The following is a 24871-nucleotide window of genomic DNA, read 5'->3' on the forward strand; positions in this document are numbered from 1 at the left end:
TTGCGTATGTCAAAATTTGGAGAACTTATAGATGTTGAAATCCCTGTACTATTAGACTTTTTTGCAGTTGATGAACAATCTCATGATATGCACGCAGTATTGCGTGATGTAGCTGCTGCTCTTGGAGATAAGGCAAAAGTGATTAAAATAGATGTGCATAAAAATCAAGAACTCGCAGAAGCACTACGAGTGAAGAGTTCGCCTACTCTAATTATCTACAAAAATGGCGAAATGAAATGGAGGCAAACAGGAGAACAAGATTCTGATACACTTATTGGTTTAATTCAAGAGTATGTTTAATTAAGAAATACTTTTAAAAAGATATCCTTTTTTACTAAAATGTTCTAATACCTTAGGTAATGCATATTGCATGTTTTTGGAGGCTTTAATGCTATCATGAAACACAATAATATTTCCAGATTTAGCTTTTGTGATCACATTTTTTAAGCTTGTTTTTCTAGAAATAGAGCTGTCCCAATCTATAGATAGTACAGTCCACATAATTATTTTATATCCAATATTTATTAGTGCTGTTCCTTGTTTTGGTGTTATTTGTCCGTATGGAGGACGAAATAATTTGGTGTTAGATTTTATTTTAGAATGAATTACATTTTGAGCAAGTTGTACATTTTCTAAATAATCTATAACCGAAGTCTTCCAACCTTTTACATGATTGTGTGTGTGGTTTCCTATGGTGTGACCTTGCGTTATTATGTCTTGAAATATTTCGGGATGCTTTTCTATATTGTTTCCAATACAAAAAAAAGTTGCTTTTGCATTGTACTGTTTCAATAGGTCTAAAACCCAGTTTGTTATTTCTGGTGTTGGGCCATCATCAAAAGTTAGGTAAATTTCTTTAGTATTAGAAGCTATTTTCCATGTATACTTAGAAAATAGCTTCTGAACAATTAAAGGTGTTTTTACAGGAGTAAAATTCATGTTTTCCAGATCTTATTCTGGTGCTATAACGGTATCTTTTTGATGCAAATCTATGTCTTCTTCTTGTCTTCTTGTCGTTTCATCAGGAATTCCTGCGTTGAAATGATCAAACAGCTGTAAGAAGTTTGTAAAGGTTTTCGCTTCTGTTTTTGCTAATTCATCATCATAATCTAAAACAACATCTACAAGTGCCTTATAGCGCTCAATATCTGTAATAATAAGTTCGCCTAATTCACGTTGTTTACTTTGCTCTAAAGTACTGTAATAGGTTAGGTTTTCTTGGTATTTAATACTTACATCTTTAAAGAGTTTTCGTGCTTTTTCTTTTGCATCAACTTCATAATAAGCACTTATATAAGGTTCTAATAAGGTATAGTAACCAAAATAATCTACAGGCATTTTATCCATTGCTAAATCGGCAATTTCTTCGGCTTTATCTGGTTTGTCTTCGTTTATAAATTGCTCTATTAAACGTGCTAGATTTCCTCTATAGGTAATGGAGTTTGTTCTAGTTTCAACGTCATGATAAATGTCTGGACTGTTGCTATTTCCCCAATCCCATTTTTTAACAATGTTATACATTTTTTCACTATCTACTCTTCCCATGTCAAAAGGGTTTGCTCTGTCTACAGGAGTTTTAATAGGTGTTAATTTATAGCACATACCATCTAATTGAAGGTAATCTTTCATCCAGATGTAATCATCTTCAGCAAAAGCACCGCCAGTAAAGTAAATAGGTCTTTTCCAATCGTTGTAGGCAACAATATCTAGCATTAAAAGACGGTTTTTATAAAGTGCACCATCTGTAATTTTAATTTGAATATGATCTTCAATTTTTTCAGCGTCCTTCGCTTTTACAATTCCATGTTTTAAAGCATTCTCTTTGTTTACGGGAATAACAACATCTTCTACAGGGAAATAATTTGAGTTTACTAATTGACTTGGGTAATCATTAGGGTTTTCTTGTTGTTGTTGTAAAATATATTTAAATTTAGTTTTTGGGTTTTCACTTCCAATAAAATCTAAAAAATCTTTAATCATCATAGTGTCTTGAGAAATTTGTCTTTTCATCACATAATCTCGAGTACCATGTTTGTATTGGTCGTGTGTAAAATGTGATGGAATTGGGTCACTCTCATAGGCTTTACGTTTCATTTGGTCTATATACCAATCGGTTTGAAAAAGACTGGTGTTAACCACACGAACATCTGTTCTGTAACCTTCAATTTCTTGTGCATACCAAAGCGCAAAAGTATCATTATCTCCAATAGAGAATAGAATAGCATTTTCATCACAAGAGTCTAAGTACATCTTGGCCATTGCTTTAGCTGTATATTTTCCGGATCTGTCATGATCATCCCAATTGTTTGCGGCTAAAATTCCTGGAACTAAAATTAAGCAAATCAATGTGATTCCTGGGGCTAGCATTTTTGAGGATGCATACTTTTTGAGCGCATCATAAATTGCATAAACGCCAAAACCAATCCATAAAGCAAATACATAGAATGATCCAACTACAGAGTAGTCTCGTTCACGAGGTTCAAATGGTCTTACATTAGTGTATACTTGAATTGCTAATCCTGTAAAAAGGAAGAACACAAGCATGGTCCAAAATAATTTTTTGTCTTTATTAAAAAGAAAGAACAAGCCAATTAACCCAAGAATTAATGGAAAGAAGTAATACGTGTTTCTAGCCTTATTGTTTTTAATGTCTCCAGGTAGGTTTTCTTGCGATTGATCTAAGTGCCAAGAGTCGATAAAATTAATACCACTAATCCAGTTTCCATGGTTGTCATATTCGCCTTGCATATCATCTTGTCTTCCTGTGAAATTCCACATAAAATAACGCCAATACATGTAACCTAATTGATATTCAAACATGTAAACAATGTTGCTCATTAAGGAAGGTTTTTCAATGTCAAGATATTGTGGGCCAAATTGCTTTAAAAAATTATTGTAATCTTCATAATCAATTAACCCTTGAGATAAATCTGATCGAAAATCTGAAATAGATTTACGCAATTCATTTTCTAATTGGTATTCTGGTTTTAGTTTAAAATCTAAAATACCAGTAAACATTAAGTAGTTTTCTGCATTTTCTGCACTCCACATTCTTGGCAGAATAGAAGCGTGCTCATGATTATAGTTTTGCTTCGCTTTTTTGTAATCGTTTACAATTACATATTCTCCCTTTGCTAAGTCTTTTTCGTATTTAGGTTTGTCGTCTACGTAAGGTTCAATTGTATCTAAACCAGAATATTGATCTGTAAATTGTGGACCATAAAACAAGTGTGTTTCTGGATATTGTTCTAAGTTATAATAGGCTAATAGTTCTCTAGCACTAGAGGGGTTATTTTCGTTAATAACCACATTTGCATTAGCTCGAATAGGAAGCATGGTCCAAGAAGAAAAACCAATAACTATAAATGTCAAGCATAAAATACCTGTATTTAAATGCTTGTAATTTTTCTTTCTGGTGTATTGTAATCCAAAATAAACTAATGCAATTAAAAGTAATGCGGCAATAATAGATCCAGAATTAAAAGGAAGACCGATTGAGTTCACAAAGAAAATTTCTAAAACACTAAAGAATCTTAAGATGTTAGGTGCTAAAAGTTTAAATATAAAAAGAAGAATTGCAACAGTAACAATGTTAGCAACTATAAAACTTTTGACAGTAATTTCTTTGAAGTTTTTAAAATAGTAAATAAGCCCGATTGCAGGAATAGTAAGTAACCCCATAAAGTGTACACCAAATGAAAGCCCAATTGTAAAAGCAATTAAAATTAGCCAGCGGTTACCTCTAGGAGCATCCATTTCTTGTTCCCAGCGTAAGCCTAGCCAAAATAAAATAGACATAATTAAAGTAGCCATAGCATACACTTCTGTTTCTACAGCGTTAAACCAAAAAGAATCTGTAAATGTGAAAGCTAAACTACCAACAAGAGCAGAACCTAAAATAGCTACAGATTGATTTTTGCTTAACTCGGTATTATTAGCAACTAGTTTTTTTAGTAGAAGACTAATGGTCCAGAACATAAATAAAATAGTAAAAGCACTAGATACAGCACTCATCATATTCATTAGTAATCCAATTTGTGAAGGTTCTAAAGCAAATATCGAGAAAAAAGCACCAAGCATTTGAAATAGTGGCGCTCCAGGAGGATGTCCTACTTGTAATTTTGAAGCAGTTAAAATGTATTCGCCAGCATCCCAAAAACTAACTGTAGGCTCAACAGTTAGGCTATATGTTATTAAAGCTATTAAAAAAGAAAACCAGCCTAAAATGGTGTTCCATTTTTTAAAATTGAATTGTTTCATGTATCTATCTTGTTAACATGGCGAATTTAATAATAAATATGAAATGAGCATAGATTTTAAGGTTTTCATAACTAAATTGCTAAAGATTATGGGCTAAATTACAGAAGTGAAATATCGGTTATATTAGTGTTTTAAAAGAAAGATGAAATTTTAATTTTTTTTCTTTAAAAAAGTTTGCTCAAATAAAACTTTGTGTTAAATTTGCAATCTCGTTTTGAGATATTGGCCCATGGTGTAACTGGCAACACGTCTGTTTTTGGTGCAGAAGAGTCTAGGTTCGAGCCCTAGTGGGCCAACATTAATTAAATTAATCCTTACTTTAAATAAGTAAGGATTTTTTTGTTTTTAGTATATGGTAAGCTAGAAATTAGTGCTTAGCGCACAGTTATAAAGAGCTAATAAAAAAGACTTTCTTTTAGTGAAATCTTTTTTGTTTCAATGATTTGTAAATTATATCTTAAAAGTAATTACAGGGCGTTTAGCATGATTTACAAGATCTTCGCTAATACTTCCGTTGAAAAAATGTGCAATTCCTTGTCTACCATGTGTGCTTATTCCTATTAAATCTGCACCAATAATGTGCGAAAAATTTAAAATTCCTTTTTCTACAGATTCGTCATTAAAGATGTTGATCTTATAATTAGTAAAGTCATAGTCTTCAATAAATTCTAAGATTCTTGTGTTGGCTGTAGCGGTAGTTGTAAATCTATTTGGTGTATTAACAAATAATAAATGGATTTTAGAATTAAAAAGTTGAGCAAACTCAATCGCTTGTTTGTAAGTCTCCTTACTGTCATTCTTAAAGTCTGAAGCAAATACAAAATCATTCACAGTAAAATTTTTATGATCATTTTTAATTACAAGAACTGGAACATCAGAAGAACGTACTACTTTTTCTGTATTCGAGCCAATAAACATTTCTTTTAAGCCACTAGCTCCATGGGAGCCCATTATTATCATGTCAACATTGTTTTCTTTGCAGGTTTTTTTTATTCCATCAAAGGTTTGATGAAAGTTAACGGTTTCATGTACTGTTATTCCTTTTAAAAAATCTTGCTCTAAAATTTCTTCAAATTTTTTGTGTGCCAATTTCATAAAAAACATTGCTTCTGGGATGTTTCCTGCTGTATCTCCTCCAAGTTCGGGTATTTGATTTAAAGGTAAATCTAGCATATGAAGTAAGAAGATTTCACCATTATTTTTTTTTGCAAGTTGCGCAGCAACTTCAAGAGCGTAATTTGCTTGATCTGAAAAGTCTGTTGGTACAAGTATTTTTTTCATAATATTTATAAAATTTAGTTTAGAGGAATAGCTTCTTAAATTTAAGAAATATAAATGACATTTTTTTGCTTTGAGGAATTTTTATGGATTTTTTATAAAAAAAAGAACGCTTCGTTTATGTGTAACTTATTTTCTTTTAATTATTTAGTTTCGTTTCTGTTCGATTTAGAATAATTAAAAGTAAAATGGATAGTGGCATTGAGGGGATACCTTATCAACTAAATAGATTCGTGTTTTTTCTGGTTGATTTTTTAATGTAAAAATATATTTTAAAAAGTTGAAAATTCATAAGTTATAGAGGTTAAAGAGAACAAGTGATCATTTGTAATTGTTAATGAGAGCGATTAGAAAGTAGTTTAGCTTTTGAAGAAAAAGAAATTCTTTAAATTATAACTATTGTTGTTTCAACAACTTTTGCAATTCAAGATAAAAATTGTATATTTGCAGCGTTGAAACGAAAAAGAAAAAGATGAGGGGACGAAAAGTCCCCTCTTTTTATACCAAAAAATGTTTAAGAATACAGTACAAGACTTGTTAGAAGCTGGTTTAGAAGAAAAACCGAATCTTTTCCTTATAGAGTTTTCTATAGCACCAGATAACGCAATAAAAATAATTTTAGATGGCGATAATGGCGTAACCGTAGAAGATTGTATCTTTATAAGTAGAGCTGTTGAAAATAATTTAGACAGAGAAGAAGTAGATTTCTCCATAGAAGTAGCATCTGCAGGAGCAACCTCTCCTTTGTCACATAAGCGTCAGTACATCAAAAACATTGGTAGGTCTTTAGAAGTTAAAACAAAAACAGAAAATATAGAAGGGAAGCTTACAAAAGCTACCGAAAATGAAATTACTTTGCAATGGAAAAGCAGAGAGCCTAAACCAGTAGGTAAAGGTAAAGTAACAGTCCAAAAACAGGCAGATATTGCCTACGAAAATATTGTAGAAGCAAAAGTTATGATTAAATTTTAATTTAAAGGAGTTATGGAAAATCTTGCATTAATTGATTCTTTTTCAGAATTTAAAGACGATAAATTAATAGATCGTGTAACCTTAATGGCTATTTTAGAAGATGTTTTTAGAAACGCCTTAAAAAAGAAATTTGGAGATGATGATAATTTTGATATTATTATTAACCCAGATAAAGGGGATTTAGAAATTTGGAGAAATAGAATTGTAGTCGCAGATGGTGAAGTAGAAGAGCCAAATCAAGAAATATCGTTAACGGAAGCACAAAAAATAGAACCAGATTTTGAAGTTGGTGAAGATGTATCCGAAGAGGTAAAGTTAATAGACCTTGGGCGTCGTTCCATATTAGCATTAAGACAAAACTTAATATCTAAAATTCACGAACACGACAATACTAATATTTACAAGCAATTTCAAGAATTAGTAGGCGAAATTTATACAGCAGAAGTTCACCATATTCGTCACAGAGCTGTAATACTTTTAGATGATGAAGGAAATGAAATTATCTTACCAAAAGATAAGCAAATCCCTTCCGATTTTTTCCGTAAAGGAGATAACGTAAAAGGAATCATTGAAAGCGCAGAGTTAAAAGGAAACAAGCCAGCAATAATCATGTCTAGAACTGCACCAGCATTTTTAGAAAAATTATTTGAGCAAGAAATCCCAGAAGTTTTTGACGGTTTAATTACAATTAAAAATGTTGTGCGTATTCCTGGCGAAAAAGCAAAAGTAGCTGTAGATTCTTATGACGATAGAATAGATCCAGTAGGAGCATGTGTAGGTATGAAAGGATCTAGAATTCATGGTATTGTTCGTGAATTAGGAAACGAAAATATAGATGTAATTAATTACACAAACAATTTACAATTGTATATTACAAGAGCATTAAGTCCAGCTCGAGTAACATCGATTAAAATTGATGAAGAAAACAAAAGAGCAGAAGCAATTTTAAAACCAGAAGAAGTAAGTAAAGCTATTGGTCGTGGAGGACACAACATACGTTTAGCTGGAAAACTAACAGGTTACGAAATTGACGTATTTAGAGAAGGAGCAGAGGAAGATGTAGAATTACGAGAATTCTCAGATGAAATTGATGGGTGGATTATAGAAGAATTTAGCAAAGCAGGACTAGATACAGCAAAAAGTGTACTAGAACAAGACGTTGCTGATTTAGTAAAACGTACAGATTTAGAAGAAGAAACAATAAACGAAGTTGTTAGAATTCTTAAAGCAGAATTTGAAGACTAACACATTTTAGGTTATATTACAAGTAATTTATGGCTGGAACAGTAAGATTAAATAAAGTATTACGCGAGCTTAACATCTCTATCGATCGTGCAGTAGATTTTTTAGAATCTAAAAGCATCGAAATAGAGAAGCGTCCTACTACAAAAATTTCAGAAGAAGTTTATCAAATTCTTTCAAACGAATTTCAAACAGATGCTACCAAAAGAATGGCATCACAAGAAGTTAGTGAAGCAAAACTCAAAGAAAAAGAGGCTTTACGTGTTCAACGTGAGAAAGAATTAGAAGAAAAACAAAAAGCTGAAACCAAACGAGAAGAAGCCAAACAACAAGAAATTGTTAAAGCAAAATCTACTCTGTCTGGACCAAAGCAAGTTGGTAAAATAGATTTAGATCCAAAAGCTAAAAAAGCTGTAGAGGAACCAAAACCTAAGACCGAAAAAGTTAAGCAAGAAAAAACGGTTAAAGAAGTAGCTCCAACACCTATAGAAGTAGAAAAACCTAAGGAAACCAAACAAACAGAAGTAGAAAAACCTGCTAAAGTTGAAAAGGTAGAAACTCCAGTTCAGGTCGATAAAGTTAAAAAAGCTGAAATAGTAGATAAAGTTGAAAAACCAATAACTACAAAAAAAGAAGAAGCTAAAACCGAAAAAACCAAAACAGAAGATCAACCAATTCTGGAAGAAAAGGTAGAAACAAAATATCAAAAACTTACTGGTCCTAAAATTTCAGGTACTAAAATTGATTTAAGCCAATTTAATAAGCCTAAAAAGAAAAAAGAAGACAATAAGAAAGACGATAAATCTTCAGATAATAAACGTAAACGTCGTAGAATTTCTAAACCAGGAGATAATAGGTCTGGAGGAAATACTGGTGGTAACAACAGATTTAAAGGAAACAAACCAGGGCAAGGCAAAGGAAGAAGAAATATTGTTAAAGAAGAGCCAAGTGAAGAAGACGTTAAAAAACAAGTACGTGAAACCTTAGAAAAACTACAAGGTAAATCTAATAAAGGTAAAGGTGCTAAATATAGAAGAGACAAAAGAGATCAACACAGAGAACAAACGGAGATTGATCAACAAATAGAAGCTGCAGAAAACAAAATTCTTAAAGTAACCGAATTTGTAACTGCAAATGAAGTAGCAACCATGATGGATGTTCAGGTTACACAAATTATATCAGCATGTATGTCACTTGGTATGATGGTAACTATGAACCAACGTTTAGATGCCGAAACACTTTCTATAGTTGCAGACGAATTTGGTTATCAAGTAGAATTTATTACTGCAGATATCGAAGAGTCTATTGAAGAAGTTGTCGATAAACCAGAAGATTTAAAACCACGTGCACCAATTGTAACTGTAATGGGTCACGTTGATCACGGTAAAACATCACTTCTAGATTATATTCGTAAAGAAAATGTAATCGCTGGTGAATCTGGAGGAATTACACAGCATATTGGTGCTTATGGTGTAACCTTAGATAACGGGCAAAAAATAGCGTTTTTAGATACTCCAGGTCACGAAGCCTTTACAGCAATGCGTGCGCGTGGAGCGCAAGTAACAGATATCGCTATTATTGTTGCAGCAGCAGATGATGATATCATGCCACAAACAAAAGAAGCAATTTCGCATGCACAAGCAGCGGGAGTGCCAATAGTTTTCGCAATTAATAAAATAGATAAACCAGATGCAAACCCAGAAAATATTAAAAGTGGTTTAGCGCAAATGAACTTACTAGTAGAAGATTGGGGAGGTAAAATTCAATCCCATGATATTTCTGCTAAAATGGGAACAGGTGTAAAAGAACTTTTAGAAAAAGTACTTTTAGAAGCAGAGCTTTTAGAGTTAACTGCAAACCCAGATAAATTAGCGCAAGGTACAGTGGTAGAAGCATTCTTAGATAAAGGTCGTGGATATGTGTCTACAATCTTAGTGCAAGCAGGTACATTACGTATTGGAGATTATGTGTTAGCTGGTAAAAACAGTGGAAAAATAAAAGCAATGCATGATGAACGTGGTAACGAGATTAAAGAAGCTGGACCATCTACTCCAGTATCTATTCTTGGTTTAGATGGCGCACCACAAGCAGGAGATAAGTTTAATGTTTTTGAAGATGAAAGAGAAGCAAAACAAATTGCAACAAAACGTACACAATTACAACGTGAGCAATCTGTACGTACACAACGTCATATAACACTAGATGAAATAGGACGTCGTATTGCACTTGGTGATTTCCAAGAATTAAACATTATACTAAAAGGTGATGTGGATGGTTCTGTGGAGGCTTTAACAGATTCTTTCCAGAAATTATCTACTGAAGAAATTCAAATAAATATTATACATAAAGGGGTTGGACCAATTACAGAAAGTGATGTATTATTAGCAACTGCTTCAGATGCTATTATTATAGGATTTAATGTTCGTCCAATGGGTAATGCAAGACAAATTGCAGATAACGAAGAAATCGATATCCGAATGTACTCCATTATTTACGATGCTATTAATGATCTTAAAGACGCAATGGAAGGTATGTTATCTCCAGAGCTTAAAGAAGAAATTACTGGTACCGCAGAAATTAGAGAAATATTCAAGGTTTCTAAAATTGGAAGTATTGCAGGTTGTATGGCATTGACAGGTAAAATTATGAGAAACTCAGGAATACGTCTAATACGTGATGGAGTTGTAATTTACACTGGAGAATTAGCTTCATTAAAACGTTTTAAAGACGATGTTAAAGAAGTTTCTAAAGGATACGATTTTGGTACACAAATTAAAAACTACAACGACATTAAAGAATTAGATGTTATTGAAGCATTCCATGAAGTAGAAGTAAAAAAGAAACTTAAATAGTATATTTTTTACACGTATAAATACCTGAAAAGCGACCATTTGGTCGCTTTTTTTTATGATTAAAAAAAAAATAACGTTCTTTGATTAAAGCTATTAACAATTTAAAATATTTTAATCATGAAAAAAACCATTTCAATTTTATGCCTTTTGCTATGTTTCAGTTTTAGTAATACTACTAATGCGCAATCCGACCCTTACTTAGGGCAAATTAGTATGTTTGCCGGTAATTTCGCACCTCGAGGATGGGCTTTCTGTGATGGGACATTACTTCCCATTAACTCTAACCAAGCTTTATTTTCTTTATTAGGAACTATTTATGGTGGTGACGGTAGAACAACTTTTGCTTTACCAGATTTAAGAGGTAGAGCTCCTATTCATGCGGGGCAAGGACCAGGTTTGTCCAATTATAGTTTAGGACAAGGTGGAGGTGTAGAGCAAGTATACTTAACTACAAATCAATTGCCAAGTCATTCGCATACTACACAGGTTAATGCAACATCTCCAGTTGGGCGTGGCCAAAATTCTGATGATCCCACTAATAACTTTTGGGCAGAAGGAGGTAGTTATGCTCCTACGTCTAATACAACCATGTCTACCAATGCTGTAATTGTAGTACCTACAGGAGGCAGTCAAGGGCATGAAAATAGACAACCATACACCACAATAAATTATATTATTGCTTTGCAAGGAACTTACCCTTCAAGAAATTAATTTAAAGTTAAATATTAATTTAATAAGTAATAAGATGAAAAAAATAATAACTATTTTAAGTTTGGTTATATGCCTAAGCTTTATAAATACAAGTCAAGCACAGACAGACGGTTTAATTGGTGAAGTACAAATGTTTGCAGGTAATTTTGCACCTCGAAATTGGGCATTTTGCAATGGTCAATTACTTTCGATTTCTGATAATACAGCTTTATTTTCTATCCTGGGAACCACCTATGGTGGCGATGGAAGAACCACTTTTGGACTACCAGATTTAAGGGGTAGAGTAGTAATTCATCCTGGGTCGGGTCCAGGATTAAGTCCGTATAGCCTTGGACAAAACGGCGGAGTGGAATCTGTTACATTATCGCCAAATCAAATACCTAGCCATGCGCATACAACACAAGTAAATGCGGCTGCACCAGTAGATAGCGGACTCGAAACAGATATACCCAATACTGCAGTCTGGGCGCAAGGAGAAGGGTATGGGACTACGGGCAATACGCAAATGTCTCCAACAGCAGTGCAACTTGCAAACACAGGTGGTTCTTTGCCTCATACTAATATAGCGCCTTATAAAGCGGTTAATTATATTATATGTTTAAATGGGTATTATCCTTCCAGAGATTAAAGGTGTCCAATAAATTAAAGGCCTAGAAATAAGAGATATAATTTATATTGTAATTCTACTCTTTATAATTCGATATATTTTTGGACAAAAGTAGAAATCTTAAATCTCTACCCCCTTCTAATAATGGTGTTTAGGATTGAGTTAGTGCAAGTTTATTTGTTTAAAAAGTTATACTGAAGAGATAGAATTAACTACCTAAGCTATTAAAAAGATACTAGATAAATTTTTAGATTAAAAAAAGCGACAATTGGTCGCTTTTTTTGTTTCATTATTATTCTTGCTTCTTTTTTGGTTTAAAAAGAAAAGCATTAGGGAATTTATTTTTCACTTTCAATAAAGCTCTTTCTGCTTCTAATCTATTTCTAAAACTGCCAACCCAAACTTTATAATTGGGTGTTTCGTAAACTAACTTACTGGACCATTGCGCATAAGCACCTTTAAAATCAGTTTGTTTTGTTTCTGCGATACCCCTTCTTCCAGAAAATATCTGAATTTTATATCTGTCACTTGTATCTTCATTCGTGTTAATTTCTTTTTTTAGCTTTAATAAAGCTGTAATTTCTTTGTCCTGATTTACTGTTACAGTGCCTTGTTGCGCATTGCAAATGGCTGTAAATGTAAAAGTTAAAAAGAGAGAGGTAATAATGTATTTTGTTTTTAATAATTTCATTTTTAACAATATTTAATGCAAATGTAAATGTTATAAACTAAATAGTTAGGTGATTTATTATTTAGAATTTCTCTAAATTAGCAATTAACAGTTCCCTAACATTTCTAAAATCGACTTTTAATATTACTTTTGCTTGAGATTTTATAACTGTATTTTTTCTTTTAGTAAATGAAAAAACCATACCAAAGTTTAGAAGTTAATTCAACCAATAATATGAAACAGGTGATTCACCGTAAATTAAGTGCAACTATTCTTCGTTTAAGCTTAATTATTTTACTAACGTTTTCCATGGCGCTTTCTGCTCAAGAAGGTGATCCAGCAAAGGGTAAATCTTTATTTAATGCAAATTGTGCTGCTTGTCATAAACTAGATAAGAAAATGACAGGTCCTGCTTTACGTAATGTAGAGCAACGTTTGTCAGACGATGAAGGTTTAGATAGAGCATGGCTTTCTGCTTGGATTCGTAATAGTTCAGGAGTAATTAAGTCTGGAGATGCTTACGCAAACAAAATTTATAATGAGTATGGCGGAGCTGCAATGACTGCTTTCCCGCAATTATCAGATGATGATATTAATAATATTTTAGCATATACTGCCGAAGAAGCAAAAGCGCCAGCTGCTAATACTGCTACTCAAGTTGGAGTGACTCCAGCAGCAGGAGATGGAGATAGCGTTTCTAATAAATTGATTTTAGGGGCTCTTGCTGTGTTGTTTGGATTGTTAGCATTAGCATTAGTGTTGGTGAATAAAACATTACGCAGATTTGCAGATGCTAAAGGAGTTGAGATTGATACTGAAGATAAAAGCTTGCCAATATGGAAGGCCTTTGCACAAAATCAATTCTTAGTATTAGTAACCGCAATATTCTTTTTATTAGCTAGTGCTTATTTTGTATATGGTTACTTATCTCAAGTTGGTGTAGATCAAGGCTATCAGCCAGTACAGCCAATACATTTTTCACATAAAATACACGCTGGAGATAATGGTGTAGATTGTAAATACTGTCATTCTTCTGCTAGAGTAAGCAAGACTTCAGGGATTCCTTCATTGAATGTTTGTATGAACTGTCATAAGTCGGTATACGAATATACAGGAGAAACATCAGCAGAATACACAAAAGAATTCTACGATGGTGAAATTCAAAAGTTATATGCAGCTGCAGGATGGAGTGATGCTGATCAAAAATATTCAGGAAATCCACAACCAGTGAAGTGGATACGTATTCATAATTTGCCTGATTTTGCATATTTTAATCACTCACAACACGTAACTGTTGCAGGATTAGAATGTCAAACATGTCATGGTCCTGTTGAAGAAATGGAAATAATGTACCAGCATGCGCCATTAACTATGGGTTGGTGTATTAATTGTCACAGAGAAACAAACGTAAAAGTAAAAGACAACGCATACTATACAAAAATTCACGAAGAGCTATCTAAAAAATATGGAGTTGAGCAGTTAACTGCAGCACAAATGGGTGGATTAGAATGTGGTAAATGTCACTACTAATAGAGTAGTTTCCCTTTCGCTTTCGCGGAAAAATTTTAAAAATAATTAATAAGAAGTAATTCAATTATATAATATGTCATCAAACAAGAAATACTGGAAAAGTGTTGAGGAGCTAAACGAAAATAGCTCTATTGTTGAGACGCTAAAACAAAACGAATTTGTTGAAGAAATTCCTACAGACGAATTTTTAGGAGACAAAGAGACTCTAGAGTCTTCTTCAACTACACGTCGTGATTTCTTAAAATATGTTGGTTTTAGTACAGCTGCAGCATCACTTGCTGCCTGCGAAGGACCAGTTATTAAATCTATTCCTTATGTAGTGCAACCGCAAGAAATTATTCCTGGTGTTGCTAACTACTACGCAACTACTATTGCAAACGGATTTGATTTTGCATCTGTTTTAGTTAAAACTCGCGAAGGTCGTCCTATTAAAATCGAAAACAATACCATGGCTCCTTCTAACGGAAGTGCCAATGCTAGAGTAAATGCTTCGGTTTTAGGATTGTATGATAGTTTAAGAGTTCAAGGCCCAATGCATGGCGAAAAGGCTATCTCTTGGACAGAACTTGATAATGCAATGCAACAGAAACTAGAGGCTGTTAAAGGTTCTAGTAAAGACATTGTTTTATTAACACAAACTTTTGCAAGTCCATCAACTTCAAAATTAATTTCAGAGTTTAAATCTAAATATGGTAATGTTCGTCATGTAGTTTATGATGCTGTTTCAGAATCTGCTGCATTAGATGCTTACCAAGCTAAATACGGAGAGCGTGCTTTAGCTAATTACGATTTTTCTAAAGCCATGACAATTGTTTCTATTAGTGCAGACTTTTTAGGAGATTGGCAAGGTGGAGGATTTGATTCCGGATATGCAAAGAACAAAATTCCTAATCATGGAAAAATGTCTCGTCATATTCAGTTTGAATCTAATATGTCCTTATCTGGAGCTAATGCAGATAAACGTATTCCTTTAACACCAAGTCAACAAAAAATAGCTTTAGCTAAGTTGTATTCTTATGTTGTTGGAGGTTCAGTTTCAGGAACATTGCCAGAAGCAATGGATAAAGCTGTACGTCAAGCAGCTTCTCAGCTTAAAAAAGCAGGTAGAAATGGAGTTGTTGTAACAGGATTACAAGATGTAAATGCACAAACAGTTGTTTTAGAAATAAATGAAGCTTTAAATTCTAAAGCTTTTGATACTGTTTCTCCAATAAAAACAAGACAAGGAAATGATAAAGCGGTAGATGCTTTAGTTGCTGATATGAAAGCAGGTAAAGTGGGTGCTTTAATCATGAGTGGAGTAAATCCATTATATACATTACCTAATGCAGCAGATTTTGCTGAAGGGTTAAAAAATAAAGATTTAGTTTCTGTTACTTTCTCTATGAAAGCTGATGAAACTGCATCTGCTTCTACATATATTGCAGCAGCACCTCATTATTTAGAATCTTGGGGAGATGTAGAAATGAAAAAAGGACAATTCGCGTTGACGCAACCAACTATTCGTCCTTTATTCGACACAAGACAATTTCAAGATGCTTTATTAAAATGGACAGGAAGTGAGCAATCATTTCATGATTATATCAAGCAAACATGGAAATCTAGTATAGTTAGTGGTGGATCTTTTAACAAAGCATTGCATGATGGTGTTTTTGTTTCAGGAGTATCTTTAGGAGCAACAAATGGAAGTTCTTCTGAAACAACACATACAACTACTACAGGATTAAAAGATAAAAAAGATAGAACTTGGGTTGGTGGTGTTATTCATAAAGCTGCCGTTGGAGTTGGTATTAAAGATGAAGATAAGGATGAGTATACAACTACTACTTCTTCTTCAACAACTACGACTACAAATAGTGGGTCTATTGCTGGTGTGTCTGCTAAATCAGGTGGAGATGCAGCTAGAGCTTTAGCAGCTTCAGCTAAAACATCAGAATTAGAGTTAACCTTATATTCTAAAACAGGAATGGGAGATGGGCAACAAGCCAATAACCCTTGGTTACAAGAGTTTCCAGATCCTATTACAAGAACAACTTGGGATAACTACCTAACCATGTCTGCTAATGATGCAGAAAAGCTTGGTGTTAAAAACTGGCATGTTGCTACAGGTGGTTTAAATTCTAGTTTAGTAGAATTAACTGTAAATGGTATTACAGAGGTAGTTCCTGTAATTATTCAACCGGGTCAAGCGGTTGGTTCTTTAGGAATGTCTTTTGGTTTTGGACGCAAAAACGGATTAAAAGAAGAAATGCAAACAGGTACGAATGCATTCCCATTTTATCAAGATTTTAATACGGTTCAAAATAATGTTTCAGTAAAAGTAATACCAGGAGAACATGAATTTGCTTGTGTACAATTACACAACACATTAATGGGACGTGGTGACATAATAAAAGAAACAACATTAGAAGTATTTAATACTAAAGATAAAAAGTATTGGAATACAATGCCAGTTGTTTCTTATAATCATGATGAAATCCCTGTAACTTCTAAAGATGCAGATCTTTGGGATGAGTTTGATCGTTCAATAGGACATCACTTTAATTTATCGATTGATTTAAATGCCTGTACAGGATGTGGATCATGTGTTATTGCATGTCATGCAGAAAACAATGTTCCAGTTGTAGGTAAAGAAGAAATTAGACGTAGTCGTGACATGCACTGGTTACGTATAGATAGATATTATTCTTCAGAAGAATCTTTCGCTGGAGATAATGAAAAGAAAGATAATATTTCTGGTTTAAGTAGTTCATTAAGTGAATTTGGGGAATTAGAACAAGCTTCTGATAATCCTCAAGTAGCTTTTCAACCAGTAATGTGTCAACATTGTAACCATGCACCTTGCGAAACTGTTTGTCCAGTTGCTGCAACTTCTCATGGTCGTCAAGGTCAAAACCATATGGCATATAACCGTTGTGTAGGTACGAGATACTGTGCAAATAACTGTCCGTATAAAGTGCGTCGTTTCAACTGGTTCTTATATAATGGTAACGATGAGTTTGATTACCATATGAATGATGATTTAGGACGTATGGTGTTAAATCCAGATGTTGTAGTTCGTTCTCGTGGAGTTATGGAAAAATGTTCTATGTGTATTCAAATGACACAAAAAACAATTCTTGATGCAAAACGTGATGGAAGAGAAATTAAAGATGGTGAATTCCAAACCGCTTGTTCAGCTGCTTGTAGTAGTGGAGCAATGGTTTTTGGAGACATTAACGATAAAGAATCTAAAGTTGCAGAACTTAAAGAAGATAACCGTATGTATCACTTATTAGAAAGTGTTGGTACTAAGCCGAATGTGCAGTACCATACTAAAGTGAGAAATACAACCGAAGCATAAAAAATTAATTAAGAAACAATTATAAAGCATTATGGCGTCTCATTACGAAGCACCTATTAGAAGACCTTTAGTTACAGGTGAAAAATCATACCACGATGTTACTGTGGATGTGGCAAGACCTATAGAAGGTAAAGCAAATAAGCAATGGTGGATAGTATTTTCTATAGCATTAGTAGCTTTTCTTTGGGGAATAGGATGTATACTTTACACAGTATCTACAGGTATTGGTACTTGGGGTTTAAACAAGACCGTTGGTTGGGCTTGGGATATTACTAACTTCGTTTGGTGGGTTGGTATTGGTCACGCAGGAACATTAATTTCTGCAGTACTTTTACTTTTCCGTCAAAAATGGAGAATGGCAATTAACCGTTCTGCAGAAGCAATGACAATTTTCTCTGTAGTTCAAGCCGGTTTATTCCCTATTATACATATGGGAAGACCTTGGTTAGGATATTGGGTATTACCAATCCCAAATCAATTTGGATCTCTATGGGTAAATTTTAACTCTCCTTTACTTTGGGATGTATTTGCAATTTCTACGTACTTATCTGTATCTCTAGTTTTCTGGTGGACAGGTTTATTACCAGATTTTGCCATGTTAAGAGATAGAGCAGTGAAACCTTTTCAAAAGAAAATTTACGCATTGTTAAGTTTCGGTTGGTCTGGTAGAGCAAAAGATTGGCAACGTTTTGAAGAAGTATCTTTAGTACTTGCCGGATTAGCAACTCCTTTAGTACTTTCTGTACACACAATTGTATCTTTTGATTTCGCAACATCAGTTATTCCTGGTTGGCATACTACCATTTTCCCTCCATACTTTGTTGCAGGAGCAGTATTCTCAGGATTTGCAATGGTAAATACACTTCTTATTATTATGAGAAAGGTATGTAACCTTGAAGATTATATTACAGTACAACATATCGAATTAATGAACATTGTAATCATGATTACAGGTTCTATTGTTGGTGTTGCATATATAACAGAGTTATTTATAGCATGGTATTCTGGTGTAGAATATGAACAATTTGCATTCTTAAACAGAGCAACTGGACCATACTGGTGGGCATATTGGGCAATGATGACATGTAACGTATTTTCTCCACAATTTATGTGGTTTAAGAAATTAAGAACAAGTATCATGTTCTCTTTCTTCATCTCTATTATAGTAAATATTGGAATGTGGTTCGAGCGTTTTGTAATTATTGTAACTTCATTACATAGAGATTACTTACCATCCTCATGGACAATGTTCTCTCCTACTTTTGTAGATATTGGAATATTCATTGGTACTATAGGATTCTTCTTTGTATTATTCTTATTATATTCTAGAACTTTCCCTGTAATTGCACAAGCAGAGGTTAAAACCATCTTAAAATCTTCAGGTGAACGTTACAAGAAGATTAGAGAAAGAGGAGATAGCTTAGTTGGTACTGGAACAGATGAAAGAACATCAGGAAAGGCTGTTGTAACTTCAACACCTAAAGTTGAAAAAGTAGAAACAGTTTCTACCGAAGAAAATTCGGCTAAAGTAAGTAACCTTTTAGGTAGCATAGGAACTTTCGATCCTAATACACAACAAGCAGATGATCTTAAAAAGATTAATGGTGTTGGTCCAAAAATGGAAGAAGTATTAAATAGTATTGGAATATATACTTTCTTACAAGTAAGTAAGATGACAAATAATGAATATAACTTGTTAGATTCTATTACTGAATCTTTCCCAGGAAGAGCAGAACGTGATGATTGGGCAGGACAAGCTAAAAAATTAATAAACTAAAATAGCAAATGAAACCTCAAGCTAGTAAAATTAATATAAATAATGATGCTGTTTTGAGGTTGCATCTGACAATAAAAAAACAATAAGAATTAACAGATGAAAGCTTCAAAAGTAATTCACGCTATTTATACAGACGACGATGTGTTAATGAATGCTGTAAAAACGGTTAAAGCCGAAAAGCATCACATTGAAGAAATATATACACCTTTTCCAGTTCACGGACTAGATAAGGCAATGGGATTAGCTCCAACTAGAATAGCAATTACATCATTTATGTATGGATGTGTTGGTTTAACTGTAGCAATTTTAATGATGAATTTCATTATGATTGAAGATTGGCCTCAAAATATTGGTGGTAAACCTAGTTTTAGCTATATCGAGAATATGCCTGCGTTTGTACCAATCATGTTTGAGTTAACCGTATTCTTTGCAGCCCATTTAATGGTAATAACATTTTACTTACGTAGTAGAATGTGGCCATTTAAGAATGCAGAAAATCCAGACCCAAGAACGACAGATGACCACTTTTTAATGGAAATTGCAGTTCATGATAACCAAAATGAATTAACAAACTTGTTAAAAGAAACAGGTGCTGTAGAAGTAAATATTATTGATAAAGAAGATGAACATTAATATGAAGCATTTAATAAAAATATTTGTATTCGTACTTGTAGTAAGTTCAATAGTATCTTGTAAAAAAGATTCTAGACCTAACTATCAATTCATGCCTAATATGTATGAACCTGTACCTTATGAAGCGTATGGCGAATCTACTGCTTTTAAAAATGGAGTAGAAGCACAATTGCCTGTAGAAGGAACAATTCCAAGAGGATATACTCCTTTTGAAATAGAGAATACTACAGCAGGCTACGAACTAGCGAAAGCAAGTTTAACAAGCCCTTTAGCTACCTCGCAATATGATGAAACTAAAGCTAAAGAACTATATGATATTTACTGTGGTATTTGTCATGGTAATAAAGGTAATGGTCAAGGAAACCTAGTTAAACGTGAAAAAATATTAGGTATACCGAGTTATGACGATGCAGGAAGAGCTATCACAGCAGGAAGTATTTATCATACTATTTATTATGGTAAAAATGCAATGGGTTCTTATGCAAACCAACTTAATGAAGAAGAACGTTGGCAAGTTGTTGCTTATGTTTTAAAGTTGAAAGCAGATTTAGAAAAATAAGATTAGATAAAGTTTATATATAGATATGTACACATTCTCAAATAAATTAAAGACATTTTCTTTTGCACTAATAATTTTAGGATTACTAGGTGTAGGATATGGTTTTATGACCTCTCATAAATCTTTTGAAGACGTTGAAAACCTATTAGCTGAAGAAGCACACCATGGTGGCGGTCATGGCGAAGAAGCCGCACACGCAATAACAGAAAATGGCCACGATACACATGCTACTGAAAAAGCGCATGCAGATGATTCTCATAGTACTGAAGCTGGTGCACATGTAGATGAACACAAAAAACATGTAGAACATGTACAACATCAAATAGCAAATAGACCTTGGGCTGCATTATATGTAGCAGCATTCTTTTTTATGATGATTGCACTAGGTGTTTTAGCTTTTTATGCAGTACAATGGGCATCCCAATCTGGATGGTCTCCTGTATTATTTAGAGTAATGGAGGGTATCACTGCATACCTACTTCCAGGTGCTTTAATAGTAGTAGCTATAGCTGCTGCTTCTCACTTTATTGGTCATAACAATATTTTTGTTTGGATGGATCCTGAAGTAGTTGCTCATGATAAACTTATTCAAGGTAAATCTGGATGGCTAAATGTTTGGGGTTTCATTATTAGAGGTTTAATTTTTATTGGTGGATGGGTTTTATATCGACAATTTTCTCGTAAATTTTCTATCGCTCAAGATAATGCAGACGATAATAAGAATTTTAAAAAGACATTTCGTATTTCAGCAGCATTTTTGGTATTCTTTTTATACACAGAATCTATGATGTCATGGGATTGGATTATGAGTGTTGACCCTCACTGGTTCTCTACTTTGTTTGGATGGTATGTTTTAGCAGGAATGATGGTTTGCGGTATTACTGTAATCGCTTTTATTTCTTTATACTTAAAATCTAGAGGGTATTTAGAATTAGTAAACGATAGCCACTTACATGATTTAGCAAAATTCATGTTTGGGTTTAGTATATTCTGGGCTTATTTATGGTTCTCACAATTCATGCTAATCTGGTATGCTAATATACCAGAAGAAGTAACTTACTTTGTAACAAGAATAAATGACTATAGATTACCATTCTTTGGTATGTTAGTACTAAATTTAGTATTCCCTTTCTTAGTATTAATGAATAGCGATTATAAACGTATCCCTTGGTTTGTAGTTATGGCTGGTATTGTAATCTTAATTGGTCACTATGTAGATGTTTTCAATATGATTATGCCTGCAACAGTAGGAGATAGATGGTTTATAGGTATTCCAGAAATAAGTTCATTATTATTATTTGCAGGACTATTCATATTTGTAGTATTTACAGCTTTAACAAAAGCACCATTATTAGCAAAACGTAATCCTTTTGTAAAAGAAAGCGAAAATTTTCATTATTAATAAAATATAAATAAAGACGATAGACAACAATGACTGCTTTATTAACAATTTTAGTTTTAGTATTTATAGCAATTGCCATTTGGCAAATGGTTAAAATATTCGATTTAGCTCAAGTAGGTACATCTAATAGCCAAGTTGCAACAGATAAGGATAATACTTTAAACGGTTACTTAATGATGGGCTTTTTAGCTTTCATCTATTTAATAACAATTTGGAGTTTTGTAGAATTAGGTGATTTACCATTAATGTCTAATTCAGCATCAGAACATGGTCCTGAAATAGATAACTTAATGATCATATCTATGGCACTTATTTTTGTAGTGCAAACCATTACACAATTTCTTTTACACTACTTTGCATACAAGTACAAAGGAGAAAAAGGAAAACAAGCATTATTCTTTGCAGATAATAACACATTAGAGTTTATTTGGACAATCATTCCTGTTATTGTTTTAGCTGGTTTAATTATCTACGGACTATTCACGTGGTCTGCAATAATGAATGTTAATGAAGATGAAGATCCTTTAATAGTAGAATTATATGCACAACAGTTTAACTGGAAAGCTAGATATGGAGGAGCAGATAATACATTAGGAAAAGCAAATGTTCGTTTAATAGATATCGATAGAGCTAATATTTTAGGTCTAGATGAAGCTGATCCAAATGCACAAGATGATGTTATAACTTCAGAACTGCATTTGCCAGTTGGGCGTACTGTATTATTTAAAATGCGTTCTCAAGATGTTTTACACTCAGCATACATGCCTCATTTTAGAGCACAAATGAACTGTGTTCCAGGTATGATTACACAATTTGGTTTTACACCAACAGTTACCACTGCAGATATGCGCCAAAATCCAGACATGATTGATAAAGTGGCAAATATTAACAGTATTAGAGCCGAAAAAAGCGAAAAATTAATTGCTAAAGGAGAAGAAGCTCTAGAAAGATACGATTTTGATTATTTATTATTATGTAATAAGATTTGTGGAAAATCACATTACAATATGCAAATGAAAATCATTGTTGAAACTCAAGAAGAGTATGACGCTTGGATGAAAGAACAAAAAGCTTTCAAAAACTCACTAATTAACTAAATTTAATAAGACAAAAGAATATTAAATTATGTCAGCACACGCAGATACACACGATCACGAAGCACACGAAGAGCATCACCATAAAGAAACCTTTATAACTAAATACATATTTAGTATAGATCATAAAATGATTGCAAAACAGTATCTTATTACTGGTACAATCATGGGAGTAATTGGAGTAATTATGTCTCTAATGTTTCGTATGCAAATTGCATGGCCAGAAGAACCTAATGTATTGTTTGAAGCATTATTAGGAAAATGGGCTCCAGGTGGAGTTATGGATGCAGATATTTATTTAGCATTAGTAACTATTCACGGTACCATTATGGTATTCTTTGTTCTTACTGCTGGACTAAGTGGTACGTTTAGTAACCTGTTAATCCCGTTGCAAATTGGTGCACGTGATATGGCATCTGGTTTCTTAAACATGGTATCATATTGGTTATTCTTCCTTTCTAGTGTAATTATGTTAATCTCACTATTTGTAGAAGCAGGACCAGCAGCAGCAGGTTGGACAATCTACCCTCCATTATCCGCATTGCCATTAGCATCTGGTGGTTCAGGAATGGGTATGACTTTATGGTTAGTTTCTATGGCTATATTTATTGCATCCTCTTTATTAGGATCATTAAATTATGTAGTAACTGTTATTAATTTACGTACTAAAGGAATGTCTATGACTAGACTACCATTAACAATCTGGGCGTTTTTTGTAACCGCTATCATTGGTATCGTATCTTTCCCAGTTTTATTATCTGCAGCATTATTACTAATAATGGATAGAAGTTTTGGTACATCCTTCTTCTTATCCGATATATTTATTCAAGGAGAAGTTTTACATTATCAAGGAGGTTCACCAGTATTATTCGAACACCTATTTTGGTTCCTTGGACACCCAGAAGTATATATTGTAATCTTACCAGCAATGGGATTAGTATCCGAAATTATGGCTACTAATTCTCGTAAACCAATTTTTGGTTATCGTGCCATGATTACTTCTATTTTAGCAATTGCATTTCTTTCAACTATCGTTTGGGGTCACCACATGTTTATATCAGGTATGAATCCTTTCTTAGGTTCTGTATTTACATTTACAACATTATTAATTGCAATTCCTTCCGCTGTAAAAGCATTTAACTGGATAACCACCATATGGAAAGGAAACATACAAATGAACCCAGCAATGCTGTTTTCTATTGGATTTGTTTCAACTTTTATTACTGGAGGTTTAACTGGTATCATTCTTGGAGATTCTGCATTAGATATTAATGTTCACGATACATACTTCGTAATTGCTCACTTCCACTTAGTTATGGGAATATCTGCCCTGTACGGAATGTTCGCAGGTATTTACCATTGGTACCCAAAAATGTTTGGTAGAATGTTAAATAAAAACCTTGGATATATTCACTTCTGGATTACTGCAATTTGTGCTTATGGGGTGTTTTTTCCAATGCATTTTATAGGAATGGCAGGATTACCAAGACGTTATTATACAAATTCTAACTTTCCATTATTTGACGATTTAGCAAATACAAACGTAATTATTACTGTTTTTGCTTTAATTGGTGGAGCTGTTCAATTAATTTACTTATATAACTTCTTTAGTAGTATGTTCTTTGGTAAGAAAGCAGAAAAGAATCCATGGAGATCAACTACTTTAGAGTGGACTACAGAAGTAAAGCATATACATGGTAACTGGGAAGGAGATATTCCTCACGTATATAGATGGTCTTATGACTATTCTAAACCAGGTCATGATGACGATTTTGTTATGCAAAATGTTCCTTTAAAAGAAGGCGAAGAAGAATTACAACATTAAAACCTTTAAAAATAGAGGTCTCATAATTGAGATTCTATAACATATTAAAAAGCCTTTCTCTTAAAACAGAAAGGCTTTTTCGTTATATTTGTTTGTATTGAATTAGTTTCAGTATT

18 protein-coding genes and 1 tRNA gene are annotated in these 24871 nt (G+C 33.3%); 15 read left to right on the plus strand and 4 right to left on the minus strand.

From position 1 onward, the window contains the following. Positions 1-6 precede the first annotated feature (6 nt). A complete protein-coding gene (locus ACVC3Y_RS08425) occupies positions 7-300 on the plus strand; it encodes a thioredoxin family protein (protein WP_303422658.1) in 294 nt (97 codons plus the stop codon). On the opposite strand, the gene ACVC3Y_RS08430 is transcribed toward ACVC3Y_RS08425, so the two are convergent. Next, a complete protein-coding gene (locus tag ACVC3Y_RS08430; protein ID WP_303422655.1) occupies positions 301-939 on the minus strand; it encodes a polysaccharide deacetylase family protein in 639 nt (212 codons plus the stop codon). It abuts the gene before it with no gap. A gap of 12 nt (positions 940-951) precedes the next feature. Then, positions 952-4260 carry a protein O-mannosyl-transferase family gene (locus ACVC3Y_RS08435; protein WP_452226633.1) on the minus strand — a complete coding sequence of 1103 codons (3309 nt, stop codon included), beginning with the start codon at positions 4258-4260 and terminating at the stop codon, positions 952-954. A gap of 223 nt (positions 4261-4483) precedes the next feature. On the opposite strand from ACVC3Y_RS08435, the gene ACVC3Y_RS08440 reads away from it, so the two are divergent. Beyond that, a tRNA-Gln gene (locus tag ACVC3Y_RS08440) sits at positions 4484-4556 on the plus strand. A gap of 154 nt (positions 4557-4710) precedes the next feature. On the opposite strand, the gene ACVC3Y_RS08445 is transcribed toward ACVC3Y_RS08440, so the two are convergent. Then, on the minus strand, positions 4711-5541 hold the full coding sequence (locus ACVC3Y_RS08445) for a universal stress protein (protein WP_303422651.1): 831 nt from the start codon (positions 5539-5541) through the stop codon (positions 4711-4713). Positions 5542-6048: 507 nt separating this feature from the next. Between ACVC3Y_RS08445 and rimP the strand changes: the two genes are divergently transcribed. From rimP to ACVC3Y_RS08470, 5 genes are all read left to right on the plus strand, one after another. After that, positions 6049-6510, plus strand: a complete 462-nt coding sequence (gene rimP / locus ACVC3Y_RS08450; RefSeq protein ID WP_303422648.1) for a ribosome assembly cofactor RimP — start codon at positions 6049-6051, stop codon at positions 6508-6510. A gap of 12 nt (positions 6511-6522) precedes the next feature. Continuing rightward, entirely contained in the window at positions 6523-7755 is a 1233-nt protein-coding gene (nusA, locus tag ACVC3Y_RS08455; protein ID WP_303422645.1) for a transcription termination factor NusA, read from the plus strand. A gap of 29 nt (positions 7756-7784) precedes the next feature. After that, positions 7785-10604: a translation initiation factor IF-2 gene (infB, locus tag ACVC3Y_RS08460; RefSeq protein WP_452226634.1), complete on the plus strand. Its 2820-nt coding sequence runs from the start codon at positions 7785-7787 to the stop codon at positions 10602-10604. Positions 10605-10721: 117 nt separating this feature from the next. Beyond that, a complete protein-coding gene (locus ACVC3Y_RS08465) occupies positions 10722-11315 on the plus strand; it encodes a phage tail protein (RefSeq protein ID WP_452226635.1) in 594 nt (197 codons plus the stop codon). A gap of 34 nt (positions 11316-11349) precedes the next feature. Next, positions 11350-11943, plus strand: a complete 594-nt coding sequence (locus ACVC3Y_RS08470) for a phage tail protein (protein ID WP_452226636.1) — start codon at positions 11350-11352, stop codon at positions 11941-11943. Between the two features lie 271 nt (positions 11944-12214). Here ACVC3Y_RS08470 and ACVC3Y_RS08475 read toward each other — a convergent pair whose 3' ends face one another. Then, entirely contained in the window at positions 12215-12613 is a 399-nt protein-coding gene (locus ACVC3Y_RS08475) for an SPOR domain-containing protein (RefSeq protein WP_303422635.1), read from the minus strand. A 213-nt stretch (positions 12614-12826) separates the two neighbouring features. Here ACVC3Y_RS08475 and ACVC3Y_RS08480 point away from each other — a divergent pair, with 213 nt between their 5' ends. The 8 genes from ACVC3Y_RS08480 (at position 12827) to ACVC3Y_RS08515 (ending at position 24755) form a co-directional block, all read left to right on the plus strand. After that, entirely contained in the window at positions 12827-14122 is a 1296-nt protein-coding gene (locus tag ACVC3Y_RS08480) for a cytochrome c3 family protein (RefSeq protein WP_303423203.1), read from the plus strand. A gap of 73 nt (positions 14123-14195) precedes the next feature. Further along, positions 14196-17465 (plus strand): TAT-variant-translocated molybdopterin oxidoreductase, encoded by a 3270-nt coding sequence (locus tag ACVC3Y_RS08485; protein ID WP_452226637.1) that lies wholly within the window; start codon positions 14196-14198, stop codon positions 17463-17465. 31 nt (positions 17466-17496) lie between these two features. After that, complete coding sequence (gene nrfD / locus ACVC3Y_RS08490; protein WP_303422629.1) at positions 17497-19242, plus strand: NrfD/PsrC family molybdoenzyme membrane anchor subunit; 1746 nt, start codon at positions 17497-17499, stop codon at positions 19240-19242. A gap of 96 nt (positions 19243-19338) precedes the next feature. Next, positions 19339-19875 (plus strand): DUF3341 domain-containing protein, encoded by a 537-nt coding sequence (locus ACVC3Y_RS08495; RefSeq protein WP_303422626.1) that lies wholly within the window; start codon positions 19339-19341, stop codon positions 19873-19875. Position 19876: 1 nt separating this feature from the next. Then, complete coding sequence (locus tag ACVC3Y_RS08500) at positions 19877-20434, plus strand: c-type cytochrome (protein WP_452226638.1); 558 nt, start codon at positions 19877-19879, stop codon at positions 20432-20434. 25 nt (positions 20435-20459) lie between these two features. Beyond that, positions 20460-21836, plus strand: coding sequence for a quinol:cytochrome C oxidoreductase (locus ACVC3Y_RS08505; protein WP_303422620.1), 1377 nt, complete (start codon positions 20460-20462; stop codon positions 21834-21836). A gap of 29 nt (positions 21837-21865) precedes the next feature. Next, entirely contained in the window at positions 21866-22933 is a 1068-nt protein-coding gene (locus ACVC3Y_RS08510; RefSeq protein ID WP_303422618.1) for a cytochrome c oxidase subunit II, read from the plus strand. 28 nt (positions 22934-22961) lie between these two features. Continuing rightward, on the plus strand, positions 22962-24755 hold the full coding sequence (locus tag ACVC3Y_RS08515; protein WP_303422616.1) for a cytochrome c oxidase subunit I: 1794 nt from the start codon (positions 22962-22964) through the stop codon (positions 24753-24755). Positions 24756-24871 lie beyond the last annotated feature (116 nt).

The organism is Lacinutrix cladophorae, from assembly GCF_053604645.1.

Bases quoted from the DNA above. Each gene is read 5' to 3' on its own strand.
- nusA (WP_303422645.1), top strand. From the start codon at position 6,523: ATGGAAAATCTTGCATTAATTGATTCTTTTTCAGAATTTAAAGACGAT.
- ACVC3Y_RS08445 (WP_303422651.1), bottom strand. From the start codon at position 5,541: ATGAAAAAAATACTTGTACCAACAGACTTTTCAGATCAAGCAAATTAC.
- ACVC3Y_RS08435 (WP_452226633.1), bottom strand. From the start codon at position 4,260: ATGAAACAATTCAATTTTAAAAAATGGAACACCATTTTAGGCTGGTTT.
- ACVC3Y_RS08430 (WP_303422655.1), bottom strand. From the start codon at position 939: ATGAATTTTACTCCTGTAAAAACACCTTTAATTGTTCAGAAGCTATTT.
- ACVC3Y_RS08470 (WP_452226636.1), top strand. From the start codon at position 11,350: ATGAAAAAAATAATAACTATTTTAAGTTTGGTTATATGCCTAAGCTTT.
- ACVC3Y_RS08515 (WP_303422616.1), top strand. From the start codon at position 22,962: ATGTCAGCACACGCAGATACACACGATCACGAAGCACACGAAGAGCAT.
- infB (WP_452226634.1), top strand. From the start codon at position 7,785: ATGGCTGGAACAGTAAGATTAAATAAAGTATTACGCGAGCTTAACATC.
- ACVC3Y_RS08485 (WP_452226637.1), top strand. From the start codon at position 14,196: ATGTCATCAAACAAGAAATACTGGAAAAGTGTTGAGGAGCTAAACGAA.
- ACVC3Y_RS08465 (WP_452226635.1), top strand. From the start codon at position 10,722: ATGAAAAAAACCATTTCAATTTTATGCCTTTTGCTATGTTTCAGTTTT.
- ACVC3Y_RS08495 (WP_303422626.1), top strand. From the start codon at position 19,339: ATGAAAGCTTCAAAAGTAATTCACGCTATTTATACAGACGACGATGTG.
- nrfD (WP_303422629.1), top strand. From the start codon at position 17,497: ATGGCGTCTCATTACGAAGCACCTATTAGAAGACCTTTAGTTACAGGT.
- ACVC3Y_RS08505 (WP_303422620.1), top strand. From the start codon at position 20,460: ATGTACACATTCTCAAATAAATTAAAGACATTTTCTTTTGCACTAATA.
- ACVC3Y_RS08510 (WP_303422618.1), top strand. From the start codon at position 21,866: ATGACTGCTTTATTAACAATTTTAGTTTTAGTATTTATAGCAATTGCC.
- rimP (WP_303422648.1), top strand. From the start codon at position 6,049: ATGTTTAAGAATACAGTACAAGACTTGTTAGAAGCTGGTTTAGAAGAA.
- ACVC3Y_RS08480 (WP_303423203.1), top strand. From the start codon at position 12,827: ATGAAACAGGTGATTCACCGTAAATTAAGTGCAACTATTCTTCGTTTA.
- ACVC3Y_RS08425 (WP_303422658.1), top strand. From the start codon at position 7: ATGTCAAAATTTGGAGAACTTATAGATGTTGAAATCCCTGTACTATTA.
- ACVC3Y_RS08500 (WP_452226638.1), top strand. From the start codon at position 19,877: ATGAAGCATTTAATAAAAATATTTGTATTCGTACTTGTAGTAAGTTCA.
- ACVC3Y_RS08475 (WP_303422635.1), bottom strand. From the start codon at position 12,613: ATGAAATTATTAAAAACAAAATACATTATTACCTCTCTCTTTTTAACT.